The sequence below is a fragment of the Empedobacter sp. EJD.6dd genome (assembly GCF_057369435.1).
The window spans coordinates 334,526-351,098 of record NZ_CM170667.1 but is presented as its reverse complement, the minus strand read 5'-3'; the positions used below and the strand labels follow the sequence as shown (position 1 = coordinate 351,098).

At 29.8% G+C, this 16,573-nt stretch carries 13 protein-coding genes and 4 pseudogenes; 7 read left to right on the top strand and 10 right to left on the bottom strand.

Annotated elements, in window-relative coordinates; translation table 11 throughout:
• Window positions 1–220 precede the first annotated feature (220 nt).
• Together AC2I98_RS01665 and AC2I98_RS01660 are read right to left on the bottom strand one after the other, a co-directional pair.
• Complete coding sequence (locus AC2I98_RS01665) at window positions 221–742, bottom strand: TonB-dependent receptor plug domain-containing protein (protein ID WP_486412903.1); 522 nt, start codon at window positions 740–742, stop codon at window positions 221–223.
• 15 nt (window positions 743–757) lie between these two features.
• The gene (locus tag AC2I98_RS01660; RefSeq protein WP_486412902.1) at window positions 758–1,171 is read right to left on the bottom strand and encodes a carboxypeptidase-like regulatory domain-containing protein; all 414 of its coding nucleotides are present in this window, start codon (window positions 1,169–1,171) and stop codon (window positions 758–760) included.
• A gap of 1,762 nt (window positions 1,172–2,933) precedes the next feature.
• Here AC2I98_RS01660 and AC2I98_RS01655 point away from each other — a divergent pair.
• The 7 genes from AC2I98_RS01655 to AC2I98_RS01625 all read left to right on the top strand — a co-directional run bounded on the left by AC2I98_RS01655 (window position 2,934) and on the right by AC2I98_RS01625 (window position 9,313).
• Window positions 2,934–3,203 carry a helix-turn-helix domain-containing protein gene (locus AC2I98_RS01655; RefSeq protein WP_486412901.1) on the top strand — a complete coding sequence of 90 codons (270 nt, stop codon included), beginning with the start codon at window positions 2,934–2,936 and terminating at the stop codon, window positions 3,201–3,203.
• Between the two features lie 167 nt (window positions 3,204–3,370).
• On the top strand, window positions 3,371–4,447 hold the full coding sequence (locus AC2I98_RS01650) for a GmrSD restriction endonuclease domain-containing protein (protein ID WP_486412900.1): 1,077 nt from the start codon (window positions 3,371–3,373) through the stop codon (window positions 4,445–4,447).
• Window position 4,448: 1 nt separating this feature from the next.
• A complete protein-coding gene (locus AC2I98_RS01645; protein ID WP_180906608.1) occupies window positions 4,449–5,018 on the top strand; it encodes a hypothetical protein in 570 nt (189 codons plus the stop codon).
• Window positions 5,019–5,202: 184 nt separating this feature from the next.
• The gene (locus tag AC2I98_RS01640) at window positions 5,203–5,679 is read left to right on the top strand and encodes an ecotin family protein (RefSeq protein ID WP_486412899.1); all 477 of its coding nucleotides are present in this window, start codon (window positions 5,203–5,205) and stop codon (window positions 5,677–5,679) included.
• A 275-nt stretch (window positions 5,680–5,954) separates the two neighbouring features.
• Complete coding sequence (locus AC2I98_RS01635; RefSeq protein WP_486412898.1) at window positions 5,955–6,710, top strand: isocitrate lyase/PEP mutase family protein; 756 nt, start codon at window positions 5,955–5,957, stop codon at window positions 6,708–6,710.
• Window positions 6,710–7,762: a bifunctional transcriptional activator/DNA repair enzyme AdaA gene (locus tag AC2I98_RS01630; RefSeq protein WP_486412897.1), complete on the top strand. Its 1,053-nt coding sequence runs from the start codon at window positions 6,710–6,712 to the stop codon at window positions 7,760–7,762. The genes AC2I98_RS01635 and AC2I98_RS01630 overlap by 1 nt, the downstream gene beginning before the upstream one ends.
• Window positions 7,763–8,365: 603 nt before the next feature.
• Window positions 8,366–9,313: a hypothetical protein gene (locus tag AC2I98_RS01625; protein WP_486412896.1), complete on the top strand. Its 948-nt coding sequence runs from the start codon at window positions 8,366–8,368 to the stop codon at window positions 9,311–9,313.
• A gap of 394 nt (window positions 9,314–9,707) precedes the next feature.
• Here the strand turns inward: AC2I98_RS01625 and AC2I98_RS01620 are convergent, their stop codons facing one another.
• The 8 genes and pseudogenes from AC2I98_RS01620 to AC2I98_RS01585 form a co-directional block, all read right to left on the bottom strand.
• Entirely contained in the window at window positions 9,708–10,109 is a 402-nt protein-coding gene (locus AC2I98_RS01620; protein WP_486412895.1) for a hypothetical protein, read from the bottom strand.
• Window positions 10,110–10,746: 637 nt separating this feature from the next.
• A pseudogene (locus AC2I98_RS01615) lies at window positions 10,747–11,073 on the bottom strand (RHS repeat domain-containing protein); the annotation flags it as partial.
• Between the two features lie 380 nt (window positions 11,074–11,453).
• Window positions 11,454–11,663 carry a hypothetical protein gene (locus AC2I98_RS01610; RefSeq protein ID WP_486412894.1) on the bottom strand — a complete coding sequence of 70 codons (210 nt, stop codon included), beginning with the start codon at window positions 11,661–11,663 and terminating at the stop codon, window positions 11,454–11,456.
• Window positions 11,663–12,469, bottom strand: a pseudogene (locus AC2I98_RS01605) (RHS repeat domain-containing protein); the annotation flags it as partial. The gene AC2I98_RS01610 and the pseudogene AC2I98_RS01605, both read right to left, overlap by 1 nt.
• A 429-nt stretch (window positions 12,470–12,898) precedes the next feature.
• Complete coding sequence (locus AC2I98_RS01600; protein WP_486412893.1) at window positions 12,899–13,753, bottom strand: tyrosine-type recombinase/integrase; 855 nt, start codon at window positions 13,751–13,753, stop codon at window positions 12,899–12,901.
• Window positions 13,731–14,282 (bottom strand): tyrosine-type recombinase/integrase, encoded by a 552-nt coding sequence (locus tag AC2I98_RS01595; protein ID WP_486414098.1) that lies wholly within the window; start codon window positions 14,280–14,282, stop codon window positions 13,731–13,733. Before AC2I98_RS01595 ends, AC2I98_RS01600 begins: the two co-directional genes overlap by 23 nt.
• Window positions 14,283–14,363: 81 nt before the next feature.
• Window positions 14,364–15,719, bottom strand: a pseudogene (locus AC2I98_RS01590) (IS3 family transposase).
• A gap of 511 nt (window positions 15,720–16,230) precedes the next feature.
• Window positions 16,231–16,470: pseudogene (locus AC2I98_RS01585) on the bottom strand (IS1/IS1595 family N-terminal zinc-binding domain-containing protein); the annotation flags it as partial.
• Window positions 16,471–16,573 lie beyond the last annotated feature (103 nt).

Genomic DNA, 16,573 nt, shown 5'->3' with positions numbered 1-16,573 from the left:
ACTTGACTTTTTTGGTTCGTTTTTGTGTCAAGACAAAAATGAACGTAATAAAATAATGAACTTCTAATTATCTTCTTATTATCGTAAATTCAATTTAGAATTTCATCTCTATTTTTCGCGCTTATCTGTTTATGCCTCCTAGAAAAATCCCCCTCCGACAGTTTTAAAAAATACATTAATAAATGAAAACTAAAAATTAACACTAATCATTTTATGAAGATCATTTATACTCTTTGAGTTGTCTTCGGGGGATAGAGTGTGAATCTGTTTCTCTCACATAATTAAATTGTGAGGTATTCATTAATTTAGCAAAACGATTAACTTTACTTAAAGAAGAGAATGTATTAAATGTAAATTTTACTTTTCCGCTCGCTCCACGTTTTGTGGTAATTAAAATTACGCCGTTTGCACCTCTAGAACCATAAATAGCAGTAGCGTCTGCATCTTTTAAAACCTCTATACTTAAAATATCATTCGGATTTATTGCATTCAAAGGACTTATACTATTTCCAGGTAAAATGTTTGCAGACATAGAATTATCACTCATACTACGTCTATTGTCGTAAGGAATTCCATCAATTATATACAATGGTAGACTTCCATCAATTCCGCTATTACCATAAGTTCTCAAACTATTTCGTCCCCTAATTTGGATATCAAACCCACCACCTGCAACACCCGAATTTTGTACTATACTCACACCTGCCATCCGTCCTTGTATGGCAGAAAGCACATTATTCACGGGCTGATTTTCTATTTACTTAGCCGTTACACGTGCAATAGAACCCGTTCGTTCTTTGTCTTTTACGGAGTAGTACCCTGCATTTATTACCACATCTTTCAGCTGAATTCCCTCCTCCTCTTTCGTTAAACGTACATTAATCACGCTTCTATTCAACACCTCTTCTTCTCGAATAGGGAAATCCAATTGCTCAAAAATTAGTTTAGCACCATCCTGTTGTAAAGTCAACGAATACTGTCCATTGTCATCGGTAAAAGTAGAATTATTGGTTCCCTCCTCTTTTACCATTACGCCCACTAACGGGACTTGAAGTTCTTTTACCGTTCCAGTCACGGTTTTTCCTGTTTGTGCCAACAATGGTGTTGCACAAAACAATCCCAATAACACAGCAAATGACTGCCTACTGAGTTTAAAGTAAAATTTTTTCATAATTTTACATAAGTTTTTTAATTCAACATTAGTTTTAAAAGCCACTCCTTTTCCTGTACATCGCGCCAACTTTGTTTTGGGGAAAGGGGTTTTGTTTTTACGTTATAAGTTTTACGCTTAACGTTTTACGTGTTATTCTTTCTTGTTGTCACATTGAGTTATTTTTCGTTTCATAGAAAAAGAAAATAGTATCGAAATGTCCTTTTCTTTAATGTCACTTTTTTTCGTCAAAAAAACTAACGAAAAAAGACTTGGCCGTAAACCTCTCTACTAAAAATGTTCTCACTTCACTAAAGATTTTACAAACCCTACGGGCTAAAACCTTTTTAACGCTCCATTCATCCATTTTCTTAACGTGAGAGTTTTAATGCCGATTTTTTCATCCTTTTTCAATAATCAAATTCGTTATCACTTTTAATACGGGCACTGAGGCACTCGAAGTGCAGAATCTATTTCGCGCGCGCGCGTGCCTGTTTATACCTCCTTAAAAATTCCCCCTCCGACAGGTTTTAAAAATTACATTAATAAATGAAAAAAATTAACACTAATACATTTTATGAAGATCATTTATACTCTTTGTGTTGTCTTCGGGGGATAGAGTGTGAATCTGTTTACTCTTTCATAATTTTACATAAGTTTTTTAAAATTCAACATTAGTTTTAAAAGCCACTCCTTTTCCTGTACATCGCGCCAACTTTGTTTTTGGGAAAGGGGTTTTTGTTTTTACGGTTTATGTGATACGCTTAACGTTTTACGTTTTTATTCTTATTATATTCAAATTCACTTATAACACGGGCACTGAGGCACTCGAAGTGCAGAATCTCTTCCTTTCATTTTTTGAGCATCCAAAGAAACATTTGAGATTAAGAGGAGGAGTCACGATGTGACTCAGGTATTCCTTTTCATTAATGTCACTTTTTACTTGACTAAAAAGTAACCAAAAAGTCAAGGCCGTAAACCTCTCTACTAAAAATGTTTTCACTTCTCTAAAGATTTCACAAACCCTACGGGCTAAAACCTTTTTAACGTTGCACTCAAACATTTTCTTAACGTGAGAGTTTTAATGCCGGTTTCTCCATCCTTTTTCAATATTCAAATTATGATACTTTTTTACAAATCTCAATACTAAAATCTCACGTCTCACATCTAAATAACAGGTAGCAGAGCCCAATAAATTTGGAAAATGATATTAAACGTTCTACTTTTATTGTGCGAATAAAAAAGATAAAACGAATGCTTTCAAAGTCTCCTTACCGAGGCTCTGATAGAGAGCGTGTAAAGAAAGGATAGCCCTTTGCTTTACGATCCGTGTTTTAAAAATGTTATAAATACGGAGTGTTGTTCTTTAAAAGAATGGAAAAAACAAACAGACTTTGTCTGGTGGTTTTTTACGGATGAATGGAAATTGTTTCGTTCTCATGTGTTTTGGGTTTTATGGAACGATGTTTCTCGAGTATGAAGAAATACTTGAAAAAAAGCAAGGCGGCTTCACACTTTAGACTCAAGGGCGACCAAACCCTACTTAAATAAATTTAAGCTTCTACCTAAAGCATATGTGAGAACCGCCCATGCCATATGCGAAAGTACAAAACTTTTGAGACATGGGGCGATTTCACGATACTCTCGATAGAAAATTGGTCGTTTTGAGTCGAGATTACATCGTTTAATTATGACTATTAAAAGTCTAATTATCAATTCGCTTATACAAATATAATAATAATTTTTAACTATTCGCTATAGCGAACACTTTTTTTTAAACAAAATGGAAAAAAACGATTATAAAAGTAACCTCAATAAAAAATTATGTGAATATATCACGATTCGCTTTTTATCCAATTTTAATAATATAAGCAATAATAATAGCCAAAATAAATACGCAAAAGCAGTCGGAGTAACATCTTCAACAATTAGTAAAATATCTAAAGGAGATGGGTACAATATTCCATTATCTACTATAGCTTTAATTTTAAAGTATGAAAAAATTAGCTTGTCAGATTTTTTTGAAGACTTTAATAAATATTATAATAATTAATTTAAATAAATAAAAAGGCTTCAGATGAAGCTTTTTTTATTCAATTATTTATATATACAACAATGGTTATAAATTAGTTTTGTTTGTATATTTGTTATTTAAACGAAACTAAATCTATAGTATTCGTAAAAAAATGTTATGTATAATACAAATAACCCCTCAAATTTATGAGTGAAGTAAAAGATACTAAGTCATTTTCAATTAACGATATTCTTTCATGGAAAGATAATGGCGAATTAATATTATCACCAAAATATCAGAGAAATAAAGTTTGGAATCTAAATGCAAAATCTTATTTAATAGATACAATATTAAGAGGCTATCCTATTCCTCAAATTTTCATTAGACAACAAATCGACATAGCAACTAGAAAGACTTTTAGAGAAGTAATTGACGGTCAACAACGTATTACTGCAATTTTAGAATATTTCGATAATCAGTTTAAAATCCAAAAATCACATAATAAAGAATTTGCCAACTTAACATATACTGAACTTCCAGATGCTGAAAAGGAAAATTTTTTAAACTATAACATAAGTTTCGAGATTGTAAAACTTAAAGACGACTCTAAAATATATGAAATGTTTGCTAGATTAAATACAAACAATATAGCATTAAATAAACAAGAGTTAAGAAACGCTCAATATTGGGGTGAATTTAAAGTTTTCATTCTAAGAAAATCATCTGACTTTAAAAATATTTTTATTGATAAGAAAATTTTCAAGGATAAGGACTTAAGTAGAATGGCAGATGTAGACTTTATGAATTCGTTAGTTATTAATTTAATTGATGGTATTGTCACTGACAGTAATACAAAAACTGAATCGGCTTATAAAAAATATGACAAAGAATTTCTTAATCAAGATTTAATTGAGGAAAAATTAAATCGCATTTTCTTCATCATTGAAAGTATTTTTTATAACCAGTTATTTAATTCAAAAATATTTTATCGTAAAAATTATTTTTGGACTTTATTTGTAACGCTTAACCATCAATTGTTTGGTAATCTAGATGTTTCAATTCCTAGAAATCCAAAATTTGATAATCATAATTTTGATACTAATATTAATTCATTCATAAGTAAACTTTCGCTGTTTGAATCAGAATTTTTAAATGCTGAATATGATTCTGAAAATGCACCACATAATATTTTAGAATTTGAAAAATATCATCGTACAAGAACTACGAGTAAAGATGAAAGAATAACTAGAGTAAGAATACTTTCAGAATTTTTAATGGATTAGAATGAATAACCAAGATTTAATTGATGAAATTGATAAGTGGAACGCTGTATTCTCATCAGCTTTAACAATTGATAGTTCCTTATATGAACTAGCTTTTTTTAAAATATTTATAAAATTTGAAAAATTTCTTTCAGATTCATTTGAGAATTATGCTATAGGAAATTCAAGTATTCATGGATATTGTCCACCAAGAAGATTAACTTTTGATGATTTAGAACACTTAAATAAAGTTATAAAAAAAGAAAATAGATCGTTTGTAAATCATTTTGAGGTTATTAAAAATATTTCTGATTGCTTTTTTACAAACAATCCATTTGATATAATTAAAACAGACCCCAATTATTCAAATATTATTAATCAAATGAAAGTTATTCGAGATTATATTGCTCATGAAAGTACTGCGGCAAAGCAGAAATATATAGTTAATATATTAAATAACAGATTATTTATCGAACCTCATCAACATTTACTTTCTATAAAAAGAGGCACAAGTCTATCCTATTATACATACTATATTAATTCCATTAAAGATATAAGTAACTTCATAATCAATACGCCAGTAAGCGCGTAAATAGTACTATACATAATAACTAAGCTATTATCTTGCCCGGAGAACAAAATTATGGTATAATAATAACAATAATTTATATAACCTCTCTAAGTGTTTTTAGTGAGGTTTTTTGTTTTACACAATAAGGTATGCAATGTAGTTTTGTTTGTATATTTGGGTTTTACATAAAATAAATAATCTCATTATGATTAAAAAAATATTATTTTTATGTTTAACGACTTTATCTTTAAGTCTTTATTCTCAAAATACTCCAAATTATCCACAACCTAAAGTTGATTTTAAAAGAGTTGATTTTATTTTACCTAAAGTTGAAAACCCTGAAGATTATAAAGTTGAAATCACATTCAGTATAATATCTGAAGTAGTAGAATGTGCAAATTCTAAATTTAGTTTTAATAAAAATCAAATTGAAAAAGGTTATGGTATTTCAAATTCAAGATTTCCTTACTATATTTTTGATATTAAAGGCGTAGAAATAGTACAAGGCTACAATGGAGATTGTAATAAAGATAAAACTAAAGTAAAAAAGAAAATATATAGTTATTACAGAAGTTTAGAAGATTATCATTATGCTTTTCCTATCCCATATTTTATTCCAAAAGATTGGAATTTGGAATACAGAATTTTTAAAGCTGAAAAAAAATATCAAACTATTAAATAATATAAAGTATTGGTAATTATCTTTCAAAGAAAAGAATATACAACCTCGCTAAGTTTTTAAGCGAGTTTTTTAGTTTTACGCAATAAAGTGAACAATGTAGGTTTATTTGTATATTTGGTTTCTATACGAAATGTATATATAGTTATTTTTTTATGAAACTTTTATATTATTTACTTCGTAAATTACGATGTTATGTGAAAGCATAAAAAATACTCGTCCAATTTTCGGTTGTGTACATAATTTCATCTTCGGTACTTTGAATAAAATTATAAAATATGAACTTTAAGAACTTACACAATCAGGACAAACCATTATTAATTGCAAATGTTTGGGATGTACAAAGTGCCAAAATTGCTGAAGAATTAAATTTTAAAGCAATCGGCACATCAAGTTCTGCAATTGCATCTATGCTTGGCTACCAAGATGGCGAAGAAATCAGTTTTCTTGAATTAGAATATATTGTAAAAAGAATTATTTCAAATACCAAAATCCCATTTTCAGTGGACTTAGAATCAGGTTATAACAGAAATCCTGATGAAATTGTAAATCATATTGTAAATCTTTCAGATATGGGCGTAGTCGGAATCAATATTGAAGATAGTTTTGTTAATAAAACAAGATCTCTACAAAAAGCTGAAGATTTTTCTAAAATAATTTCTGAGATTAAACAACAACTGAAGAAATTAAACAACAATATTTTTATCAATGTAAGAATAGATACTTTTTTATTAAATATACCTAATAAAATAGCTGAAACAAAAAGAAGAATTGAATTATATGAAATTGCAGGAGCTGATGGAATTTTTGTACCTTGTATTGAACAGATTTCTGAAATTTCTGAAATTGTAAATTGTACACAATTACCAATCAATGTAATGTGTATGCCAAATCTACCAGATTTTGACAAATTAAATGAGATTGGTGTAAAAAGAATAAGTATGGGAAATTTTATTTTTGATAATATGTATAATTATTTCAAAATTAAAAATGAAGAAATACTAAGTCAAAAATCCTTTCAATCAATTTTTTAATGCGCATTACAGAAACAAAAAAAATTGACGATTATTACAAAGCTTTGATTGAAAGAAAGCAAAACTTTGTAGGAATATTTTTTGTCGGAGTAAAAACGACTTCCGTATTTTGTATTGCTACTTGCAGAGCAAGAAAACCTAAAAAAGAAAATGTTGAATTTTTCACTGAATTTAAAGATGCCTTAGACAATGGATATAGACCTTGTAAAGTCTGTAAACCAACAGAAAATACTAATGAAGCCCCAAAAGATGTACAAACTGCAATTCGATTGGTAAAAGAAAATCCGAAATCAAAAATCAAAGACTATCAACTTCGTCAGATGGACATAAGTCCAGAAATCATACGAAGATGGTTTAATAAAAATTATGGAATGACTTTTCACACTTATCAGAGAATGTATCGAATTAATGTCGCTTTTCAAGAATTAAAAAATGGAAAAAACACCACAGAAACAGCTTTTGATTCTGGTTACGAATCTTTAAGTGGATTTGGATATACTTTCAAAAAAATATTGGGGAATTCTCCAACAAAAACGATTTTTGATAATATAATTTTAATCAGTCGGTTTACTACACCTTTAGGTCCTATGTTTGTTTGTGCAACTGAAAATGGTGTTTGTTTACTCGAATTTGTTGACCGAAGAATGTTAGAAACTGAATTTAAGGACTTACAAAAAAATCTAAATGCAACAATCATAGCAGGAGAAAATGAGCACACAAAACAAGCTACAAAAGAAATCACTGAATATTTTGAAGGAAAAAGAAAAGTATTTACCGTAAAACTTGAAACGCCAGGAACAGAATTTCAAAATTTGGTATGGAATTATTTACAAAAAATTGAATACGGAACTACTTCAACCTACCAACAACAAGCTGAAAATATTCAAAATCCAAAATCCATTAGAGCAGTTGCTTCTGCCAATGGATATAATCGGATTTCAATTATTATTCCATGTCACCGTGTGATTGGTAAAGATGGTAAATTGACAGGTTACGGTGGTGGCTTAGAACGTAAAAAATGGTTAATAGAACACGAACAAAAATTTAAATAATGGTCACAGAAATAATCATTTATACTTTAAAGAAAGACATGAATAATTCGATTGTAAACGAAAAAAATCATATCTAAATTATTAGTAATCAATTAAATGATTTAAATATTGAACTTAACAATTTACCAAAATAAAATTGTATTTCACCTAATAACTAAGCTATTATCTTGCCCTGAGGGCATGAGAGTATTGAAATTACTGAATACAAATAACAAATAAAAGTAGTAAAGTAAAGCCTGTTGAACCCTTCGATAAACTCAGGACAGGCTCACCGAAGTTAGCTTTTAATTCTTATGGAGTTATCTAAGTTTGTTTTAAACTACACAAGCAGTATTTTATATGATTACTGCTTTTTTTGTGCTTATTTAAAATGCGAAGTAGTAAAAACTATAAAAAACACAAAATAGTATAAATAGTAACCTCTTTAGAAGCATTTTTAGAGAGGTTTTTTATTTTACACAATAAGGTATACAATGTAGTTTTGTTTGTATATTTAAGGTTGCATTTTACGAAATGTAGATATAGCTGCTTTTCTTATGGAATTATGTTATGTTTTACTTCGTAAAAAATGTTAGTGGCAATCTTAAAACAAACAGAAATATAATGATATATGAACTTCCTATTCCCAAAAGTCCTGAAGTATTTGAAAATTTAGTGTGTGATTTAGCCAATAGTTTATATAATTCTACAAGTTTTAATCTCTATGGTAGAAAAGGACAAAGTCAAAAGGGAATAGATGTTATTTCAAATGAGCTTAATATATTTATTCAATGTAAACTAAGAACATTAAACCTAAATAAACGAGGAACAAAAATCAACTTTCTTAATGAAATAATTAATGATATAAATAATATTTTATTAAATGGGTTTAAACCTAAAAAAATCATTATAGCAACTACTATTGAAAATGATACTTTAATTCAAGACTATCTGAATACATCTTTATTATTTAATAACATAGGTTGTACTATTGAAATGTGGAGTTGGACTAAAATTAGTAGTGAGATATTTCTTTTTCATAATATTGTAAATAAGTATTATTCATACAGAAATAATTCTATTGAAATTGCTAGAATCGAAGTTTTAAACAAATCAGTTTATCGAAAATCTAAAGTAAACGAAAGATTATTTAAATTTGAAAATATAAAAGGAAGAAACCAATTACCTACTTTTGACTTTAGTTTTATTAATAATTCAGACAATACAATTTTATTAAATGAAATTGAATGCGTCTGTGAAGCACTTGCGGTTGCTCGAGCTGGATTTCCACCCAAACCAAATGGTATACTATTACCAACTAAAAAGATCTTAATTAATTTCGATTTATCAACTATTTTAGAGAAACCTGATAAAAAATTTATTGAACTTAAAAATCCTGTTTTTGTTTATCCTAAATCACCTCTTAGAATTCAAATTCAAAATAAAAAACCTATAGTAAATTTTTATAAAATTCATTTCGTATTTAAATTTAATAACATAGAAATAAGAACACCAGATTTATTTTTTAATTCTGATTCAACATATAGCGGACGAATTATAACTGAAATATAAAAAAGATTCCCACTAATAACTAAGTTTTCGTCTTACCAGAAGGGCATAATATGTATTGAAATCACTTAACAAAAAACAATAAAATATAAACCTCGCTAAGTGTTTTTAAGCGAGTTTTTTTGTTTTGCACAATAAGGTGTAATTCTTATTTTGTCGTCTATATTTTATAATAACAAAATAGCCAATTTATTCGGGGTTTGTTCGAGTGTCCTTCGACAATGGTTCGAGAAAAAGGTTGTTTTGTCGAACAACAGTCGAACAACGGTCGAAGAATTGTCGAAGAAGATAAGTAAAAACACAACTTTATTTAGATGTATTATTTTTTGCGTTAAACGATATAATTTGAGAAAATTTTATAAAATAACAAAAGGCAAACGTTGGTTTGCCTTTTGTACTATTGTTTTTTAAGAACTTCTTTTATAGTTCCGTCCGAATTATAAGTTTTACCTTCACATTCCCATTCATGGGAAATAATCGTATCTTTTTTGTGGATATTGAACGTTAGTTCTCCTTTTCGTTTGATAATAGTGTCTCCTATTTCTATTTCTTCTTTATATTGTGTCCACCATCTATCTCCTTCTGAACATTTACACTCCTTTTTGGTAATTGGATCGATACCTTTAGCATCAAAAAATACAGTAGAAGGTAATTTACTTACTATTATTGTACATTCACTATCAGCGTTTAATTTAGCTGAGAAAGCACAATCAGCTTTATTAGAACAAGAAAATAATAATAGAAAATTAAATAAGATGTAAACTCTAAATAGTTTATTTTGATAATCTGAATATTTCATATGATTTTGTAATTGATCTTCCTCCACCTACACTTGTACCTAAATTTACACCATAACTTCTGACACCACTTGTAGCTTCTACAGGTTGTCCGTTCTTTAAAATAGGAACGCCCTTAGAATCTGTTTTTACAGATGTACTATAACTACCACCAAGTATTAAACTTCCAGAAGTTGTAACATCAGAACCAGTTAAACCGTCTAAAACATCTTTATTTCCGCCATAATTATCATGAAAATTCATAGAAGCGGAAGGACCAAAACCTATTTTATCAAAACTAACACCAACACCAGAATCACCTCCAGCTAAAATAGAAAAATCACCTCCTGTTATAGCTAATTGTAAGTTGACATTCGTTGGAAAAAATATAGCATTTACACCAAAATTAAAAGAAAAACTGACAGCATCAGGATTGTATGGACTATAAGCTGAATTATAATTCTTTTCATCTATTTTTAATCCAGAATCTGTAGAGCCTTCACCTTTCGCTGTTACGACGGCAGTTTCTAATTCTATTTGTCCAGCATCGTAAAATCCTTGAAATTCTCCATCTACATAACGACTATGTAGTTCATTTTGTTCATTATAAACATATTTACCTGTTTCATCTTCCCAATCGCTTGCCCATCCTGTTGGCGGTTCCGCCATCATCCCATCAGGATCGATGAAGTAGACAGGATTATTAAGAGCATAAGTGTAGGGAGAAAAACGTCTTGATTTCTCTGCCAACGGGTCAATGTTAAACCAACGTCCAATGGCAGGGTCGTAGTTTCTGGCACCGTAGTCGTAAAGATTTAGGCTTAGTTCCTCTTGTAGTTCTTTGCCATTGTATTTGTACTTATAGTTAGCATTTGCAAGATTTGTATTGTTATATCCTTGGTGTTTTAACCCAAATGGATAATAGTTGTTTTCTTCTAATACTTTTAACGAACCATTTGCTTCTTTTTGGTAGCTTAAACGTACACTCGCTTCGCTCGGGTCATTTCATGAAAAACTTTATCAAAGCTTTTCACTCATGAATCAAAATGATCGGTGTAATTGTAGACATAATTAATCTTATATCTCTCGTAACAATCTGGCTCGATCGCTAAAAATCTTTACAAAACATTTTTTAACGCTCCGCCCTCAAAGAACTTCTCTATAAAAATAAGAAAATAAAAATGCTAACCACTAAAAAATTTAAGGATTTCTTGAATAAAAATGTAGCAACTTTATAAAATAACAAAAGGCAAACAAATGTTTGCCTTTTGCTTTATTGTGAATTAATATGTTGTGAGATAACAACACATTTGGAACACGACCAATAATGTGTTGTTATATTGCCATATTCTAAATCATTATTTATGTTAATCACCTACTAATTTTTTTTTTGCTTGCTCTAAAATAGATAGAAAATTATATAAATTAAATGATATTTTATTATCAATATAAAATTCTATCTCTAAGAATTCACTTTCTTGATTTATTTCACAAATTAAAAATTCATTATACCAAATCTCTGCTACAAGTTCTTCTCTATCAGGAACACTTGTTATTTCTATTTTAAATTTTTCCATTACTCTAAAAATCCTATAAGTTTCTTTGCATCAGATGTAAATCTTACTCCCTGACCTCCAGGAACTCTTAGCTCCATTATCTCTCCAAATTTAGCATGATGTCTTATTACTTTTTCAACATTAGGATGAGAAATAATACCTTGTAAAACAGCTTCTCCTTGAGAATTAATAGCCTCCCTACTACCTATAGCTTTAGGAAATTTACTATCTATTCTAGAACTATGTTTCATTAAAGCTCTTCCAGCTGCAGTGTATCCTCCTTTTCCAATAATGTTACCAGCTTTTGTTAAACTTTTTTGAACAACAGGTATAGTTTTTTGAATAATAGTACCGTATTTAGTTACTTTAAAAATTCTAAAAGCTGGAATAACAGCTAAATATTCTTCTTTTTCAACTTCTTTGCCTTTACTTAGATCATCTGCTATGAGAACTGCTGCAAAAGCAGGGTTAGCCATTTTTACAACTTCATTAATACTATTATCAATATCTTTAGTAGCAGGAGTAGTATAAATAGCTCTATGTAGAGCATTAGAATTATTTCGAAGATTGGTACTACCGAAGTTATATCCAAAAAAATCACTTCTATTACTTTTTGCAGTAACTACAACTTCAGCAAGTTGAACACAAGAACCTTTTACACTACAATCGGTTTCTTCTACATCGTTAGGTTCCGAAGACATTCCTGTAGGGTCTATAAAGTAAACAGGGTTATTAAGAGCGTAAGTAAAAGGAGAATCATCATAAAAACTTTCCGCTAAAGGATCTATATTCATCCAACGTCCAATTGCAGGGTCGTAGTTTCTTGCGCCGTAGTCGTATAAGTTTAAGCTTAGATCCTCTTGTAGTTCTTTACCGTTGTATTTGTATTCCTACATCCCTATACACTTCAAATTTTCAGCTCTACATCTGTTTTAATGAACGCCTCATTATCATTCAAATATAATAAATTTCAATTGAAAAAAAAGATTTTTTAAAGGATAAGCCAAGCCATTTTTCGGTTTTTATTTTTCCCTTCTTTTTTGCTGTCCTGCTTTTTGATACAAAAAGACATTCACTCCGCGCTCCCCGTTCATTTACGCCAGCAAAAAACAAGGTAAGCTATTTAACATAAAATACCGTTCATTATAGGCATTGTCAGCCTATAATTTATTTTATGTTTGCACTTCGTAAATAGCCAAAATAATCCGAAAAATGACTTGTTTTGTTGTAGTTTTTTTCAATTGAAAGAAAAAAGACTATTGTAAAGGATGATGCTTGTCGATAGCATCTTGTAAGGCTTTGATTCCAGATTGTTTGTATTTCTCTGTGGTGTCTAAAAATTTATGTCCACAAAATAGTTGAACCGCCCTAAGATTATGTCCTTGACTGAGTAAATTGGTAATCACACTTTGTCTGATTTTAACCGAAGTTAATCGTTTTTCATATTGTTTTTGATAAGTCGATAAAAGGTAATTAATATCGTCTGAAGTAGTTGGACTTCCTAATTTATTGAGGATAAAGTACGGCTGTTTTGTACGCTCTAATTCGGGTCTATCTTCCTGTAAATACTGATAAAATAAAAGGATTTGTTCTGCTTTTAAGGGTAAGGTTCTGCTGTTGGTTATGCCTGTTTCACGGATGTAGATTTCTGCTTTTTCGAGGTCGATATCTTCGAGTAGAATTTGGGTGATTTCCTTGACCAAAACGGCTTGATGAACGAATAAACTCAGTATAATTTGATTGCGTTTGGCTAAAATAGGGTAACGTTCTTTTCGTGGTTCAAGTAAGGTTTTCAGTTCTTTATCCGTCCATAAATCCTGTAATTGTACGGCTGTTGGTTTGGCATCCCGAAGCTTGATAAAGTGAGCAGGATTGTCTTTTCTAACGTCTATTTCAATCAGATAATCATAGTATTTTTGAAGGGCGTAGACCACACGTTTAATGGTTTTAGGTTGATAACGATTCCGTAAAATCCCGACGTAGTGCATCAACTGTGGATAGTGGCATTTTTCGTGATTAGGAGCGTATTTTTTGAACCGATTGATTTCATATAAATAATTGCTAACGGTACTTTTATTGAGCTGTTTTTCAAGATAATCTTCTAAAGTCATACGGTTTAATTTTCGTGTAAATCTGTGTGGTACGCAGTAAATCATGTCCTAAAAAATCCCGAACCATTTCCACGGTCATTTCATTTTCAAGTAAATGAGATGCAATACTATGACGTAAATTATGTAAGCTAAATCCCTGTTTATCTAATCCACAGCGAGTTAAAACACCACAAAAAACTGTATAAATTTTGTTTCCGCTCATTGGTTTTCCGTTTGAATTGAGCAGTAAAATTGGTTCATCATTTCGTCTTTTTTTTGTTTTATCCTGGTAAAGTTTAAAATCCTCTACAAGCTTTTTTGTAAGCGGAATAACACGTCTTTTCTTTCCTTTTCCACTTCGAACATATAAGCGTTTTTCAGTTAAATGAATATCTTCTACACACAGCCTTTCAACTTCTGTTCGTCTTAAACCACAACCATAACACAGGTTTAAAATCATCGTTTCTTCTAAGCTGATGCAATTGCTGTAGAGTAGAGCGATTTGGTCAACACTTAAAACGGCTCTACTTTTATAGGTCGAACGCTTGATTTTTAAAGTATAAGGCGTTTTGATTGTACGTTGTCAAAATAATTTAGACACCTCTTTCTAAAAATTAAGAGAGTGTTTGGTTTATAAATTTATTATTTTTTCTTGAAAATACAACTGCCTTCTTTTTGCAATTGTTTGTTGTTTAATAATTGCTCTTTGTTCCAAAATTTTATCTGCTCTACCAAAATAAACATCCGAAGGTGTAAGGTTGTTCAAAGCCTCATGATACCTAGAATTGTTATAATTTTCTACAAACTTATTTAGAGCTTCTTTCAGCTCATCAGGATGATAATAATGATCTAATTTCACTACATTTTTCATTGTTCTATGATACCTTTCGATTTTTCCTTGTGTTTGTGGATGTAGTGGTTTTCCTCTTACATGCTTCATTTTTTGCGTATTTTTCAAGTAATCTTTTAATTCACTTGACACATAACAAGGTCTATTATCCGATAATAATTTTGGTTTCTGTTTCGTCTTTAATTTCGCTTTTTCAATTGCTGTTTTTACAGTTCTTTTCACATCTTCAGCTTTCATGGAGCTACACAATTCCCAATGAATAATATATCGACTGTAATCGTCTAAAATTGTGCTCAAATAATACCATCCCCATCCAATAATTTTAAAATAAGTAAAATCGGTTTGCCACATTTGATGAACAAAATTTGTTTTATCTTTAAATTCATTCGCTGCTACAATTAAAATATGATTGGGAGCAGAAATTAAATCTCGTTGCTTCAATATTCGATAAACACTCGATTCTGAAATATAAATTCCTAATTCATCAGTCATTTTGAAAGCCAGTTCTCTAGCAGATAACTCTGGATAATCTAGAGCTAATTCTACAATTAAATCTTTCTGAGATTCAGGAATACTATTCCATTTTCGATGAATTGAATGGCGTTTAGATTCTAAACCTTCAAAACCATTTTCTAAATAATTTGAATACCATTTATAGAAGGTGCTTCGGGCAATTCCAAACTCCTCTAAAGTTCGTTTAACCCCAATTTCTGATCGAGTTACAATCTGTATGATTTCGTGTTTTTCACTTGCTGATAATCGCATATATTTCTTGAATTTTGTCTTTAATCCAACGAATCCAAGGTTTTTTTTACGATATCATAGCGAACAACTAAATCAGCTACAATCTCTTTTAAACGCTGATTCTCTTTGCGTAAATCACTTACATCCACTTGTTGCTTCTCGTGTAATATCTCCAGACAATCGTTTTTTACCAGCTTCTAAAAATTCTTTATTCCACTTATAAAATTGAGATTGTGAAATAGCATATTTGCGGCAAAGTTCAGCTATTGAAATCTCAGCACGTAAGGCTTCCATTACAATTAAAATCTTTTGTTCCGCTGTAAATATTCGTCTTGTGTTTTGACGAATATCTTTTACAAATTTTTCAGGAGTTTTCTTTTTTGAATTTGCCATAATTAAAGTTAATGCTTTTTAAAACACTAGCTTAAATTTTAGGTCTTAGATGTCCACTTTTTGCTGACGATTTACATCAACAATATTACAACCTCCCTCTAGCAATCGTTAATTCAGAATCTAAAGTAGATTATATCGAGGCTTTAATTGAAACTAGAGAAAAAGATGACATATCTATTTTCAGAGATTTTATGAAAAAAGAATACTCTTCTCAACTGAATGAAGAAATTGAAAAATTTGAAAAAGTAATTAAACCAAATAAGGGACTTGATTTTAAATTTTTATTTTAATTTATTTACTTCATACAAATATTAAATTCTGTACTTTGACATAGACGAACAGGTTATTTAAAAGCAATTGAAATATGTACCTGTTTGGATTCAAAAACAAATTATTTATATCATTAAAGAGCAAAACAAATCAAGAATTATTTAACCAATAATATTAAATTGTAATAAATAAGACTGATTCTTTTATCGGATATTACTAATATTTCGTTAAAATATGAATACTTTTTGTACACCATGGTTGTTGAGATTTTTAAATAACGAGCTGTACTTCTTATACCCAAACCTTCTTTTGTCAGCTGAACAATATTGTAATTTATTGTTGTGAGATAAGCATTGTAACTATAAATTTCAACTCTTGTTTTTTGACAATTTTTACATTTATAACGTTGGTTTCCATTGCTCGTTTTACCATATTTTATTAATTTATCCCGATGTCGCGGATTTGCAATCCGTGACTTTATCTATACAATTCTACTGTTGTTATGGTTATAAAATATACACTGCTACTATCGGTTGCTTTGTATTTTGTTGACATGATACTATTTTATTTCAATGAACTTATTT

Excerpts from the sequence above, each read along its gene's own strand:
- AC2I98_RS01655 (WP_486412901.1), top strand. The coding sequence starts at position 2,934 with ATGGAAAAAAACGATTATAAAAGTAACCTCAATAAAAAATTATGTGAA.
- AC2I98_RS01600 (WP_486412893.1), bottom strand. The coding sequence starts at position 13,753 with ATGACTTTAGAAGATTATCTTGAAAAACAGCTCAATAAAAGTACCGTT.
- AC2I98_RS01640 (WP_486412899.1), top strand. The coding sequence starts at position 5,203 with ATGATTAAAAAAATATTATTTTTATGTTTAACGACTTTATCTTTAAGT.
- AC2I98_RS01645 (WP_180906608.1), top strand. The coding sequence starts at position 4,449 with ATGAATAACCAAGATTTAATTGATGAAATTGATAAGTGGAACGCTGTA.
- AC2I98_RS01625 (WP_486412896.1), top strand. The coding sequence starts at position 8,366 with ATGATATATGAACTTCCTATTCCCAAAAGTCCTGAAGTATTTGAAAAT.
- AC2I98_RS01650 (WP_486412900.1), top strand. The coding sequence starts at position 3,371 with ATGAGTGAAGTAAAAGATACTAAGTCATTTTCAATTAACGATATTCTT.
- AC2I98_RS01620 (WP_486412895.1), bottom strand. The coding sequence starts at position 10,109 with ATGAAATATTCAGATTATCAAAATAAACTATTTAGAGTTTACATCTTA.
- AC2I98_RS01610 (WP_486412894.1), bottom strand. The coding sequence starts at position 11,663 with ATGGAAAAATTTAAAATAGAAATAACAAGTGTTCCTGATAGAGAAGAA.
- AC2I98_RS01630 (WP_486412897.1), top strand. The coding sequence starts at position 6,710 with ATGCGCATTACAGAAACAAAAAAAATTGACGATTATTACAAAGCTTTG.
- AC2I98_RS01635 (WP_486412898.1), top strand. The coding sequence starts at position 5,955 with ATGAACTTTAAGAACTTACACAATCAGGACAAACCATTATTAATTGCA.
- AC2I98_RS01660 (WP_486412902.1), bottom strand. The coding sequence starts at position 1,171 with ATGAAAAAATTTTACTTTAAACTCAGTAGGCAGTCATTTGCTGTGTTA.